Source organism: Embleya sp. NPDC020886, assembly GCF_044333915.1.
Taxonomy (GTDB): Bacteria; Actinomycetota; Actinomycetes; order Streptomycetales; family Streptomycetaceae; genus Embleya.
Genome location: NZ_JBIRRX010000014.1, coordinates 62974 through 76183, shown reverse-complemented (window position 1 = coordinate 76183; position 13210 = coordinate 62974). Strand labels below are relative to the sequence as shown.

Genomic DNA, 13210 nt, shown 5'->3' with positions numbered 1-13210 from the left:
ATGTGTGAACACAGGCTCGATTGTCCGGTAAAGGGACCCGAATTGCTGCTTTGCCTCGAATGCGGAATGGGGCATTCCGTTTTCGGGGCGCACGGCGCACCGAAGTGCGCCGCGCCCGGGACAAAACACCACGGGATTCGCCACCTTGAGGACGGCAGGGTGCGAATCGGTCTAGATCGCCATCCCGTACACAATCGTGAACAGCGTCCCGAGCGATCCGATGATGAAGACGCCGGTCAGACCGGCGATGATGAGGCCCTTGCCCTGCTCCGCGCTGAACGTGTCGCGCATCGCGGTGGCTCCTATGCGTTGCTTCGCAGCGCCCCAGATCGCAATGGCCAGGCATAGCAGCAGGGCCACGGCCATGATCACCTCGACCATGATCCGGGCTTCGCCGCCCAGCCTTGCGAACGGGCCCCAGTTCGGAGCTATGCCGCCGATGATCGTATTGATGTCGCCGTTGCCGCCGTTGCCTTCGCCAAGAAACACGTTGTTCACCGCCCCCGAGGTCGGGCTTTTGGTTGCCTCCGGTCGCATTCGACCGGAGGAGTGGGTCGTTCGTTTATTGTGCTGTGGGGAAGCCGATCGGGCTACCACCTCGGCAAGTGTGTCTGCTCACTGTGTGTATCACGGGTGATTGCGCTGAGCAATCTCGGCGCGCACAATGTGCTCGGAGTGTCCGTCGCGGCCCGTCCCGGCCGCGGAGAATCGGGGGTGCCTGCGATGCGCAAAGCCTGGGTGGCCGGTGGCATCGCATTCGCGGTCCCCTTCGGTCTCGTCGGTCTTCTCACTGTAGGCGTCGGTGCGATGCAATCCGCGTCCGGCAGCCAGACCGGGGCCGGCGGCTCGATGACGCTCGCGCCCGGCACGGTGCCCGCCGCGTACGCGGCGGCGATCGACAAGTGGGGCCGGCTGTGCCCGGAGATCTCGCCGCCGCTGCTGGCCGCGCAGCTCTACCAGGAGAGCGGCTTCGACCCGAACGCGGTGAGCAACGTGGGGGCCCAGGGCATCGCCCAGTTCATGCCCACCACGTGGCCGGAATGGGCCACCGACGGCAACGGGGACGGCAAGTCCAGTCCGTGGGATCCCGCCGACGCCATCCCGGCCGCCGCGCGCTACGACTGCTCGTTGGCCAAATATGTCGCCTCGGTGCCCGGGGACCGGACCAACAACATGCTCGCCGCGTACAACGCGGGGGCGTACCGGGTGATGCAGTACAAGGGCATCCCGCCGTACACCCAGACCCAGGACTACGTGAAGTCCATCCGCTCGCTGGAGCAGAGCTTCGGCGTGGTGCAGACCCCGCTGCAGCCGATGGCGCTCGCGGCCGGTGCGGTCAACTGGGCGCAGACCAAGCTCGGTACGCCCTACCTGTGGGGCGGCGAGGGCACCGCGGCCGACGGCGGCCGGTTCGACTGCTCGGGGCTGACCCAGGCCGCCTACGACACCGTGGGCATCAAGCTGCCCCGGGTGGCCAACGACCAGTGGAACGCCGGTCGGCATCCCTCCCGCGACCAACTGCTCCCGGGCGACCTGGTGTTCTTCGCCACCGACCTGGGCGACCCGCGCAGCATCCACCACGTCGGGATGTACGTCGGCAACGGCCAGATGATCCACGCGCCCTACACCGGCACGGTGATCAAGTTCGGCCCGATCGACAAGCCGGACTACATCGGCGCCACCCGGGTCACTCCCGAGGGCGCCAAGTCGCTGCCGGACCGCCGCCCCGGTTCGACGAACAACGACTCGGGCGCGGGCAGTCCGGCCGCCGACCCCGGTGGGTCCGGTGGGTCCGGGGCCGCAGGCGGGAAGGTGCCGGCCCGCCTGCCCGCCGCGGCCGAGCCGCGCACCGCGGGGTCGGGCGGCGCACGGGCGCGCTGAGCGCGGGGGCGATCCGGCGCACGGGTCGCGCGGCCACGCCGGCCGTGCGCGGTGCGTCGGATGTGCCGGGTGCGGGTCGCGGTCGCCGACCGGCGATGATGAGGCGGTCCGCCCGCGACGGCACAGCAGAAAGGCCCCGGCCGAGATGGCGATGATCCCCGGCACCGGCAGGTTCACCGCGGTGGTCGGCGTGCTGGCGCTCGGCTTCGCGCTCGCGGTGGTGAAGGTGACCGGGCCCTACGGGTCGCCCCCGTATCACGCGCCGACCTCGCCGATCGGGATCGAGACCCTGGCGCCGCGGTCCGGCCCGACCGGCGCGGTGATGCAGGTGGTCGCGCATCAGGACGACGACCTCTACTTCATGAACCCCGACGTCGATCGGGCGGTGCGCGCCGGCACGGACAGCGTGACGGTCTTTCTCACCGCCGGCGAGGCGGACGGACGCAATGGGCCGGGTGGACGCCCGGATCCGTCGGCGTACGCGGCCGCGCGCAACAACGGCTCGCGCGCCGCGTACGCGTTCATGGCGCTGGGGGATCGTGCGGCGCGCTGGGAGCGGCACAGCGTGCGGCTGCGCGACGGCGCGCACGCCGAACTCGACCACTTGGTGGACGCCCCGAACATCAAGCTGGTGTTCCTCAACACCCGCAAGGAGGAGGGCATCGGCGCGCACGGGCGGCTGCGCACGTTGTGGAACGGCACGGAACGCGAACTCGACACGCTGGCCGCCCGGGACGAACCGGCCGGCGGGCCGTACGCGTACACCCGGGACGGTCTGATCGACTCGCTCGCGGATCTGATGCGGGCCCAGACGCCGACCGTGGTGCGCACGCTCGACCCGGACCCCGATCGACAACGGCACGACCGGGCACACCCGGCGCACGCGGACAACGGCGGCGTCTCGGACCACCAGGACCACACCGCCGCCGCGCGGTTCACCTGGGAGGCGCTGCGCCGGTACAACGACACGCGGCCGGCCGCGAACGCGGCGGCGATCGCCTACCGGGGCTACTACAACGAGCGCTGGCCGCACAATCTCGCGCCCGAGGCCCGCGAGCGCAAGGACGGGATCACCCGGGTGTACGGCTGGACCGACCGGGTGCGGTACTGCCCGGGACGGGTGGACTGCGGCGATCTCAAGGTGCGCGACACCGCCGCGCGCAGCAACTGGCCGCAGAGCACCACGTATCGCTTCCCGGACGCCGGTCCCCGGCCGGTGCTCGGCGCGGACGGCCGGCTGACCGCGTGGGCGGTGCTCGGCGGCCGGATCACCCGCTGGACCCAGGACGGCGTCGGCGCCGCGACCTGGTCCCCGGCGCGGTCGATGCCCGGTCCCGGCGACGGCGAACTCGCCCCGGGGCCGGCTGCGGTGCGCACGGCGGACGGTCGGATCGCGGTGTTCGCGCTGCGGATCGGCGGCGCCCGGCGTGCCGATCGGGACCGGTTCGAGATCGTCACCGCGACCGAGGCGACGCCCGGCGGCACATTGGGCCCATGGCGGGCCCTGGGCAGCCCCGACGACGGCGAACGCGGCCCGGGCGCACCGGTGGTCCAGGCCGACGGCACGGGTGGGCTGCACGTGTTCGTGCGCAATCGGGACAAGGGGATCAGCACCCGTTTCCGGCCGGCCGGCAGCGAGGCGTGGTCCCCCTGGCGGGACCTGGGCGGCGGCGAGATCGTCGAGGGGTTGAGTGCGGTGACCCGCCCGGACGGTGGGGTGAGCGTCTTCGGCACGGCCCGCGAGGGCATCCGCCACTGGGACGTGGTCGGCGACCGGTCGGGCCCGCCCGGCACGATCGCGGCCGAGCGGCCGGTGGGCCCGCCCGCGGCGTCGGTGGGCGCCGACGGTCGGATCGGCGTCGCCTACCGGCGGGCCGGCGCCGCGGAGATCGCGAGTGTGCTCGAAGTCGGGCCCGGCACCTGGTCGCCGGGTGCCTCGCGCGGCGCGGGCGCGGGCTACGAGGCGCTGTACCCGCTGCCCCGGCCGGACGGCACCACGGACCTGGGCACCCGGGACGACCGCGGCCGCCCGGTCCTGGTCGGGCCGGCCGGCGCGGCGCTCGTGCTCGACGAGCCCGCGGTCGCGGTCGGTCCCACCCTCGCGTCGGACGGCGCCGGAGCGCCGGTCGCCCTGTGGCTCGGGCCGGACGGCACGTTGCGCACCGCCCGGCCGTCCTGACCGCGCCCCCGGCATTCGGCCGGGCCGACCGGGTGCCGCCCGTCCCGACACGCGAACGGCGGGCGCTCCCCGAGGGGAACGCCCGCCGTTCGGCGCGGGAGAGCGGTGGATCAGACGTTGACGCCGTGGCTGCGAAGCCACGTCATCGGGTTGACCGCGGAGCCGTAGTTCGGCGTGGTGCGGACCTCGAAGTGCAGGTGCGGGCCGGTCACGTTGCCGGTCGCGCCGGAGAGCGCGATCTTCTGGCCGGTCTGCACCTTCATCCCGGCCTTGACCGAGATCGAGGAAAGGTGCGCGTACTGGGTGTACTTGCCGTCCGCGTGCCGGATGACGACCTCGTTGCCGTACGCGCCGCCCCAACCGGCCGACACGACGGTGCCCGAGGTGACCGCGCGCACCGTGGTGCCGGTCGAGACCGCGAAGTCCTGGCCGGTGTGGCTGCCGCTGGACCAACGCGAGCCACCGGAGCCGAAGCTCGCGGTGAGCGTGGCGCCGGAGACCGGGGAGACGTACGAGCCGGAAGCCTTCTCGGTGCTCGCCGAGGCGGGCTTGGAGTCGGTCTTGGCGGCCTCGGTCTTGACCGAGGTCTTCGGCGTGGCCGGCTTGGCGGTCTCCGTCTTCGGCGTCTCCGTCTTCGGCGTCTCCGCCTTCGGCGTCTCCGCCTTCGGGGTCTCGGCCTTCGGGGCCTGCGGCTTCTGCACCTCGATCTTCGGCGCGGCCTTGCCGTCGACCGCGAGCTTTTGGCCCGGGAAGATCAGGTCGGGGTTGTCGCCCACGACGCTCTTGTTGGCCTCGTACAACTTCGGCCAACCGCCGGGCACATGCGCGGCGCCGGCGATCTTGGAGAGCGTGTCGCCGGCGACCACGACGTAGGACGACGTGGCGGCGGAGTCCGCCTTGGCGACCGGTTCGGTCTTGGGCGTCTCGGTCTTCGGCGTCTCGGTCTTGGGCGCCTCGGTCTTGACCTCGATCTTGGGCGCGGCGACCGTCTTCTTCGGCGTCTCGGCCTTGGGAGACTCGGTCTTGGGCGTCGACTTCGGCGCGGTCTTGCCGGCCGAGGAGCCGGTGTCCACGTCGGGGGTCGCGCCGCCTCGGGTCAGGCCCGCCTTGACCGAGCACACCGGCCAGGCACCGGGGCCCTGGCTCTTGAGCACCTTCTCGGCGATCGCGATCTGCTGGCCCTTGGTCGCCTGGTCGGCCCGCGCGGCGTACTGCGTGCCGCCGAACTCGTTCCAGGTGCTCTGGGTGAACTGCAGGCCGCCGTAGAAGCCGTTGCCGGTGTTGATCTGCCAGTTGCCCGTGCTCTCGCACTGGGCGACCTTGTCCCAGGTGCTCACGGAGGCGGCCTGGGCCGTGCCCGCGCCGATGATCGGCATGGCGACGCCGACTCCGGCGACACCCGCCGCGGCGATCAGACGCGTGGTCCTACTGGTGCTGCGACGGCGATGACGCCCGGTTCCGGACAGCATGGCTGGATCCTCTCCCACGCCTACGAGGTGAGCTGTCGGATTCGGGCCGGAGATCGATAGCCCGGCCACATCCCGAAGGACGTGGCTTCACCCCAAGCCGTTCGCGGCGTCCGATCGTTTCGATCGGGGCCGTTCGCGGCGGTTCACCTGTGGTTCCCCCGCTCCTGTCGTGTGGTGCTCGTCAGCCTCCCGAACGGCCGGCGACAGGATTCGGCGTACCGGCGATCGGGGTCCGTGTGGGATACGGACGGATCGAACGCTAAGCAGGCCCGGACGTAGATCACAAGTCCGTGTCGGATAGACGTCGAATATCCGATTTGCGGTTGAGCGCAATGTAGATGATCCCTTACGGAAAGGACCGTAGTTGGCGTTCCGTGCCGGATCCGATGGAAATGCGTGACAGTGGCCCCGGGTCGCCGTCCATACCGAACGCCCGGAATCGATCACCTACGCCCCGCTCGTCACATCGGCATCGCGGGTAGCGTCGCGCGAACGCGCCTTTGCCCACCGCTGCGAACGCCCGCACCCGCGGCGGGCGTGATTCGCCCCACAGGTCAAATGCCGCATATCCGATTCGTCCCGGGCCACTTCCCGCCCACCGCACGGTCCCGGGCGATCCTCACCGGCGACCGAGGTGCGTCGCGCCGGCGGCCGACGGCCCCGGCGCGACGCCACCCGCCCCGCGGCTCAGCCGCGGGGCGTCCGCCAACCGGCCCACGCGCTGCGCACCATGTCCGACGTGTCGTGCCGGGCCTTCCAGCCCAACTCGGTGGTGATCAGGTCGGCGCTCGCCACCACCCGGGCCGGGTCGCCCGCACGCCGCGGCCGCACCTCCGGAGCCAAGTCGCGCAAACCGGTGACCTCGCCGATGAGTTCCACCATCTCGCGCACCGACGTGCCCTCGCCGCGACCCACGTTCAGCACCAGGCGCGCGTCCGGATCGCCAGCGAGCCGACGGGTGGCGGCCACGTGCGCCTCGGCCAGGTCCACCACGTGGATGAAGTCGCGCACGCAGGTGCCGTCCGGGGTGTCGTAGTCGTCCCCGAAGATCATCGGCGCCTGATCCGCCGTCAACTTCTCCAGCACCATCGGCACCAGGTTGAACACGCCCTTGTCCGCGAGCTCCGGCGCGCCCGCGCCCGCGACGTTGAAGTAGCGCAACGAGGCGTACGAGATCTTGTGCGCGCGCGCCGTGGCCTTGATCATCCACTCGCCGACGAGCTTGCTCTCGCCGTACGGGTTGATCGGCACGCACGGGGTGTCCTCGTCGACGAGGTCGACGTCGGGCATGCCGTAGACGGCGGCGCTGGAGGAGAACACGATCCGGGTGACCTCGGCCTCGACCATGGCCGCCAGCAGGGTGCGCAGACCCTCGACGTTCTCCTCGTAGTAGTAGAGGGGGCGCGCGACCGATTCGGGCACCTGCTTGCGGCCCGCGATGTGCACCACACCGTCCACGGCGTGCGCCCGGAAGACCTCGTCGAGCAGTGCCCGATCCAGCACCGAGCCGACCACCAGTGGCACCTTCTCCGGGACCAACTCGCGGGTGCCCGAGGACAGGTCGTCGACCACGACCACGTCCTCGCCGACCGCGAGCAGCGCCCGCACGACATGTGTCCCGATGTATCCGGCGCCGCCGGTGACAAGCCACTTCATGACTTCAGCGTAACCGCCGAGCCGTTCGCCCCGGCTCAGGCCGGGCCGGGGCGACGCGGGCCGGTCCGCTTCACGACACCGGCGTCGAGTCCGACTCGGTGACGCGGTGCTGCGGTTCGGTTCCGGGGATCATCACCTTGCGCGAGACCACGAACGTCACCGGGATCGCGGCGGCGGCGGCGACGAGCGGCGCGATCCGCTCGTCCATCGACGCCCACGACACCAGCGCGTAGACGCCCACCGTGGTGATCACGAAGTTCGTCACGTTGGTCAGCGGGAACAGCAGGAACTTCTTCCACGTGGGCCGCACCTTGTAGGTGAAGTACGTGTTCATGAAGAACGAGCCGATCATGCTCAGGATGAAGGCGGTGACGTGGGCCGCCAGATACGGCACCACATGACGCAACCCGAGGTAGAGCAGGTAGTAGGTGCCGGTGTTCACCACACCCACGAGCGCGAAGCGAATGGCCTGACGCAGCATCAGCGGCCGACCCCTCGGGGCGCGGCGTTCGCCGAGGTCTCCCGGATGGCGGCGGCCATCTGCGGCGCGGGCACCCGCGTCTCCGTGCTCTCGCGGACCAGGTAGTGCGGGCGGTTCTTGGTCTCGTAGTAGATACGGCCGATGTACTCGCCGATCAGACCGAGCATCGTCATCTGGAGCCCGCCCAGACCGGTCACCGCCGCGATGATGGTGATGTAACCGGGCGTCTGGATGCCCTGGAAGATCGCGATGCCGATCAGAATCATGGTGTACGCGAGCGACAGCGCGGACAACACGAGGCCGAAGTAGATGGCCACCCGCAACGGCCGGTTGTTGAACGAGATCAAACCGTCCAGGCCGTAATTGAGGAGCTTGCCGAAACTCCACTTGGTCTGTCCGAGTTCGCGGGTGACATTCTTGTATTCGAAGAGAACCGAGTCGTATCCGATCCACGAATACAGGCCCTTGGAAAACCTGTTGTATTCGCGCATCGACAGCAGCGCATTCAGTGCCTGCCGCGACAACAATCGGAAGTCGCCGACACCGTCGACGAGTTCGACGTCGACCCACTTGTTGACGAGCTTGTAGTACGAGCTGCTGAGGAAACTGCGGAACCGCTTGTCGCCCTCACGGCTGCGCCGCGCGATCACCTGATCGTGGCCCTTGAGGTGGAGATCCAGCATGCGCGGGATCAACTCCGGCGGATGCTGGAGGTCCGCGTCCATGATCACCACGGCGTCGCCGGTGGCCTGCTCCAGGCCGGCCAACATGGCGGCCTCCTTGCCGAAGTTGCGGCTGAAGGAGGTGTACTTGGCGGCCGGGTCCTTGGCCGCCAGCTCGCGCAGGATCCGCAGCGTTCCGTCGGAGCTGCCGTCGTCGACGTAGCAGATCTCGACGTCGGCCCCGATGTCCTTGAGCTCCGCGCGGATCGTCTCGTGGAAGGTGGACAGTACGGCTTCTTCGTTGAAGCACGGCACCACGAGAGACAAGAGCATCGACTTCACCGGTTTCTCGTCTGAAGACAGGACCAGGCCCAAGGCCACAGCCGCGTTGGCAGGCGTTCTGTCCGACCCGCGTCGCCGAAGAGGTTCCACAGACCTGGTCGAAGACGGTCGGCAGCCCGAGCGCCGATCATTCTTGCACGAAAAGCCTGTCCCGAATCACTGCGCCGACCCGGATCCACAGCCCGAAGAGCGACCGCGCGGGCCTCGGACGGGGCTCCTGGAAGGTTCGTTGGGAGGGACGCGGCCGGCTCCGCAGCGGTTCCACGGCCGGCCCCGGCGCTCGGCATCGTCGACGACGGGTGCGACCGTCGACCCGGTCGCACCCGAGAGCACTCGACGGGTCAGGTCTTGGAGCCGGACCGGCGGCGGAATCGGGCGGTGGCCACGGCCGCCGCACCGCGCGGGCCGTCCGCGACCCGCACCCCAAGCGAGTGGTTGGCCGTGCGGTAGGGCTGCACGAGCAGCAGGGCCCGACGCAGGTCCGGGACCATGTGCCGGGTCAGCCCCGAGCCACCGGCGGCGCGAACTCGCACATGGGTGGCCGACCCGTCCCAAAAGCTCACCTGCGCCCAGATGTCCCACGTCGCGAACGCGCCGAGGCCGCGCAGCGCGCCGCCGTCCAGCACCGCGCGCCCGTGCAGGAACCCGTCCTCGGCGGTGGCGGTCACGGTCGCGGGCCGGGACCGATTGGTGGTGCCGAGTCGATCGCGCAGTTCGATCTCGACGTGCGCGATCCCGGAGGCGCTGATCCGGCCGTACAGATCGGCGATCCGCAGGTCCAGCGCGAGCCGGGCCCCGGTGACCGACACCGACGCCTCGACGTCGATCGGCAGCCCGGCGGTGGGCACCGAGCGGAAACCGCTGAGCGGGACCGCCGGGCGCTCGTCGTCCCAGGTCGGGGTCTCGGGTCCGCCGAAGTACGGCGGCACCAGCCGCGGCGGATCCGCGGCCAGCTCGGCGAGCCGGGCGGCGGCGGTCGGCCGCTCCCGGGTGCGCACCACGTCGGCGGCCCAGCGCGCGGACGGCGTCGCGTCCACGAAGGCCCGCACGCCGAACGTGGACAGATGTTGCCGGGCGATCTCCCACCACTCGTTGCGGTACTCCTCCTCCTGCCGGTGCAGGTCGCGCAGGTAGAGCGAGAGATCGTGCTCCAGGAACTTGCGCTCGGCCGCGTCCACCAGGTGCTCGTCACCGGTGTCGCGCATGATCTCGACGACATCGGCGTGCGCCCGGACCCGGTCCTGCCAGTTGCGGATGCGGTCGCGACGCAGCGAGATGGACGGCTTGGAGGTGCGGCGCCGCACGTTCCAGGTGTAGACGGGCGCGTCGATCACCGCGAAGCGACGGGCCGCCGCGTAGACCTTCGCGGTGAACGGGAAGTCCTCGTAGTGGGCCGCGCCGTCGGGGAACTGGATGTGATTCTCGGTCAGGAACGAGCGGCGGTAGAGCTTGTTCACCGCGAGGGTGTCCCACAACGATTCCGGGCGTTCGGCGATCGAGTACACGCCCGGCTTCGCGAACAGGTGCGGATGCCAGGCCACATCGCGTTCCTCGGGCAACTCGCGGCGCACGCACCGCCCGGCCACGAAGTCCACGTCGTTGTCGACCGCGGCCCGATACATCGCCTCGACCGCGCCGGGCGGGAGCACGTCGTCGCTGTCGAGGTAACAGATCCAGCCGGACTGCGCGAAGGCGGTGCCGTCGTTGCGCGGCTCGCCGCAACCACCGCTGTTGGTGGTACGCCGCACCACCCGGACCCGATCGCGCGGCCAGCGGGACAACACCTGGCCGGTCTCGTCCGTCGACGCGTCGTCCACCACCACGATCTCCGAGACCACATCACCCTGGGCCAGGGCCGACTCGATGGCGGCCGGCAGGTGAGTCGCGTCGTTGTACGTGATGACGACGACGCTCACCCCGTCAGTGCGAGTCATCTCTTCACCCATTCTCGTTGCGGCGGCGCCGACCGGTGCGGCGGCAATCAGCCTATGCTCCGGCACTTCGGCTTCGGGTACCCGATGGCGCCCACGGTGAAAAGCTCCGTCCACCGGCGATTCCACATGGGTGGTTCGCGGGTCGGTCGGTGTCGCGCGCCCGGGCCTTTCCGTGCGCACGACACCGACCGCGCCGCTAGTTGCCGATCGGCAGCCAAGTGCCGAACGGTGCGGCGGCGACGGGGTCCTGCTGCCTGGTGACCAGCATGCGCCCGTCCTGGCCCAGGGCCAGCAACACGGTGCGACCGGTCGAGTCCGTCGCGGCCAGCGGGGTGTACGGAACGTAGCGACCGTCGTCGTTCCAGCGCAGCGGCAGCGCGTCCCGGTCCGGCGCGGCCACCGCGCTGCTCACCCCGCCGCCGTTGTTGCGCACGACCAGGGCCACCTTGCCGTCGGCGCGCGGTGTCACCGCGACCGTCCCGGTGCCGCCCGGCACACCGAGGTCGCGCGGCTCGGCCGCCCACCCGCCCTCGGGCGCGGTCTGGCGCAGCGCGATCACCGCCCCGTCGGGCGACCTGCGGACGTAGACGCCGATCCGGCCGTCGGCCTCGATCACCGCGGTCGGGGCGGAGGAGACCGCCGGACCCCGGAACCTCGGGTCGGCCACGAGCGCCGTGTTGGGCTTGGGCTGGGCCCAGCGCGCCATGCCGGCCCTGGTCGACGCGAAGACCTCGATCCGGCCGGCGCGGGTGGTCACGGTGGCCAGGCCGTCCTGGAGGTCGGCGCCGCCCAGGTTGGCCCACGGGCCCCAGGTGCCGTTGGCCAGTTCGGTGCTGCTGCTCAAACCGCGGCCGCCGTTGCGTACGAACACCGACATGCGACCGTCCTGGTTCACCGCCACGGCGGGCACCCCGACGTTGCGGGCGAGCTGCGGGTCGGCCGCGTCCGGGTTGCCGATCACCGACCACGGGCCGAACTTGCCGCCCGGCTCGGTCTGCGTCGCGGTCACGATCTCGCGCTTCTGGGTCGGCGCGGTGGGGCCGAAGGTGGTCCGCAGACCCACCAGCCGCAGCTTGCCGTCGGGTGTCTTGGCCACGCTCAGCGTGGGCGCCAGCCAGCCGCCGCCGACATAGGCCGGGCTGCCCCAGGTGCCGCTGCCCGCCTTCTTCTCGGTCCACTGGCTGACCTGCCCGTCCAGCACCGCGAACGCGGTCAGCCGGCCGTCCGGCAGGGTGCCCGCCCAGGTCGGCGTGACCGGGTAGCGCGCGTAGGTGGTCTGCGGCCACAGCGACTTCTCGGCGGTCGTGCCCACGTTCCGGTCCCCACACCCGAATTCGAGCGAACAGCGGTCGGGGTTGCCGCCGCCGTAGATGTCCAGGATCGACTTCTTGCGCTTGAACTCGTCGGCGGCCAGGTTGCTCGGCCAGAAGGCGTTGCCGTAGCCGCGGAAGCTGGTGACCACGATGCGGCGCGAGTTGCCCGGGCCCTGATAGTCGGCCAGGGACGCCTGGGCGAAGAGCGCCGCGGCGGTGTGGTCCGGGTGGTCCACGTAACCCTTGCCGGGTTCGGGCGAGTAGACGTGCGGCTCGGGATCCGGGTCCAGGGTGCGGACACTGGTCGGCGCGAACTGGGCGTACAGGTCGGTGAGCGTGCCGACCAGGGCGTCCTTCGTATAGGCGTAGGTGTTCTTGACCGGGCCGCCGGCCGGGATCAGCGTGGGCATGCTCGGGATCGAGCCCTCCCACAGTTGCCGCAGACCGACCTGCTTCTCCTTCGCGACATGCCCGCCGCCGTCGAGCATGTTCAGGAACACCAGGCGCACGCGCGGCTTGGCCACGAGCGTGTCCACCTCGGCGAGGCCGACCCGGGTCTTCAGGGTCGAGCGCTCCCACTTGGCGTTGCGGTTGCCCGCCGCCATCTCCGCGTACGCCTGGCGCAGGCCGTTCTGCCGGGCCGTCGCGTACTGCGAGCGGTCCAACGACTTCTGCTTCGAACCCGACGGCGCCCGCCAGCCGTCGGCCTCGCCGGCGGTCAGATAGATGGTCGTGGACGCGCTGCCGTGGTCTATCGACTTCTCGATCTCCGGGTTGATGAAGTACAGGTCGTCATCGGGATGAGCCACCACCTGCACGTACGCACCCGGGAAGTCCGGCGAGTAGACCTCGGGGAAGGGCGCGGCCGCAGCGTCCTTCGACGGGGTCGACGATCCGGGCGAACGGACCAGGAACACGATGCCGATCAGGACGGCCAGGGCTATCGGGACCAACGTCCATCCGCGGCTCAGACGACGTGGGAGAGACACGTACCGGCGCCTTCCAGTGGGGGTAGAGACCGCAGGCGGATCGGCGTGCGGAGCAGGTATGGAGATCGAGGCATGGTTATATGACCAGATTCGAAATCTGCGTTCGTGGTTCCACAGGGTCCGAAGGTCCAGCGCCTGGCGGCGATGGCTAGTCTGGCACGAGCCGAGCCGTGGCCCGCTTCGCCGCAGCCGGCGCAGCGGCCCCCGTCGAATCGGCCGGGCCCCCGGACCGCCCGTATCCTGGGCCCGCTCTCGATCATCGTAGTTCGCCTCGGAAGGGTCGCTGGTGCGCCGTCTCGGTCTA

General features: G+C 70.6%; 9 protein-coding genes and 1 riboswitch. Of the genes, 2 read left to right on the top strand and 7 right to left on the bottom strand.

What is annotated here, in order from left to right:
* Positions 1-171 precede the first annotated feature (171 nt).
* Positions 172-498 carry a hypothetical protein gene (locus tag ACH4U8_RS35820; RefSeq protein ID WP_360311939.1) on the bottom strand — a complete coding sequence of 109 codons (327 nt, stop codon included), beginning with the start codon at positions 496-498 and terminating at the stop codon, positions 172-174.
* A 225-nt stretch (positions 499-723) separates the two neighbouring features.
* On the opposite strand from ACH4U8_RS35820, the gene ACH4U8_RS35815 reads away from it, so the two are divergent.
* Together ACH4U8_RS35815 and ACH4U8_RS35810 are read left to right on the top strand one after the other, a co-directional pair.
* Positions 724-1881, top strand: a complete 1158-nt coding sequence (locus tag ACH4U8_RS35815) for a bifunctional lytic transglycosylase/C40 family peptidase (protein WP_360311937.1) — start codon at positions 724-726, stop codon at positions 1879-1881.
* A 145-nt stretch (positions 1882-2026) separates the two neighbouring features.
* Entirely contained in the window at positions 2027-4060 is a 2034-nt protein-coding gene (locus ACH4U8_RS35810; protein ID WP_395782510.1) for a PIG-L family deacetylase, read from the top strand.
* A gap of 110 nt (positions 4061-4170) precedes the next feature.
* On the opposite strand, the gene ACH4U8_RS35805 is transcribed toward ACH4U8_RS35810, so the two are convergent.
* The 6 genes from ACH4U8_RS35805 to ACH4U8_RS35780 all read right to left on the bottom strand — a co-directional run bounded on the left by ACH4U8_RS35805 (position 4171) and on the right by ACH4U8_RS35780 (position 12906).
* The gene (locus ACH4U8_RS35805; RefSeq protein ID WP_395782509.1) at positions 4171-5529 is read right to left on the bottom strand and encodes a transglycosylase family protein; all 1359 of its coding nucleotides are present in this window, start codon (positions 5527-5529) and stop codon (positions 4171-4173) included.
* A gap of 4 nt (positions 5530-5533) precedes the next feature.
* Positions 5534-5755, bottom strand: a riboswitch (cyclic di-AMP (ydaO/yuaA leader).
* A gap of 461 nt (positions 5756-6216) precedes the next feature.
* Positions 6217-7185, bottom strand: coding sequence for a UDP-glucose 4-epimerase GalE (gene galE / locus ACH4U8_RS35800; RefSeq protein WP_395782508.1), 969 nt, complete (start codon positions 7183-7185; stop codon positions 6217-6219).
* Between the two features lie 70 nt (positions 7186-7255).
* Positions 7256-7666 carry a GtrA family protein gene (locus tag ACH4U8_RS35795; RefSeq protein WP_360319240.1) on the bottom strand — a complete coding sequence of 137 codons (411 nt, stop codon included), beginning with the start codon at positions 7664-7666 and terminating at the stop codon, positions 7256-7258.
* A complete protein-coding gene (locus ACH4U8_RS35790) occupies positions 7666-8661 on the bottom strand; it encodes a glycosyltransferase family 2 protein (RefSeq protein ID WP_360319242.1) in 996 nt (331 codons plus the stop codon). Before ACH4U8_RS35790 ends, ACH4U8_RS35795 begins: the two co-directional genes overlap by 1 nt.
* 350 nt (positions 8662-9011) lie before the next feature.
* The gene (locus ACH4U8_RS35785) at positions 9012-10604 is read right to left on the bottom strand and encodes a glycosyltransferase family 2 protein (protein ID WP_360319244.1); all 1593 of its coding nucleotides are present in this window, start codon (positions 10602-10604) and stop codon (positions 9012-9014) included.
* Between the two features lie 196 nt (positions 10605-10800).
* A complete protein-coding gene (locus ACH4U8_RS35780; protein ID WP_395782507.1) occupies positions 10801-12906 on the bottom strand; it encodes a PIG-L family deacetylase in 2106 nt (701 codons plus the stop codon).
* Positions 12907-13210: the final 304 nt, after the last annotated feature.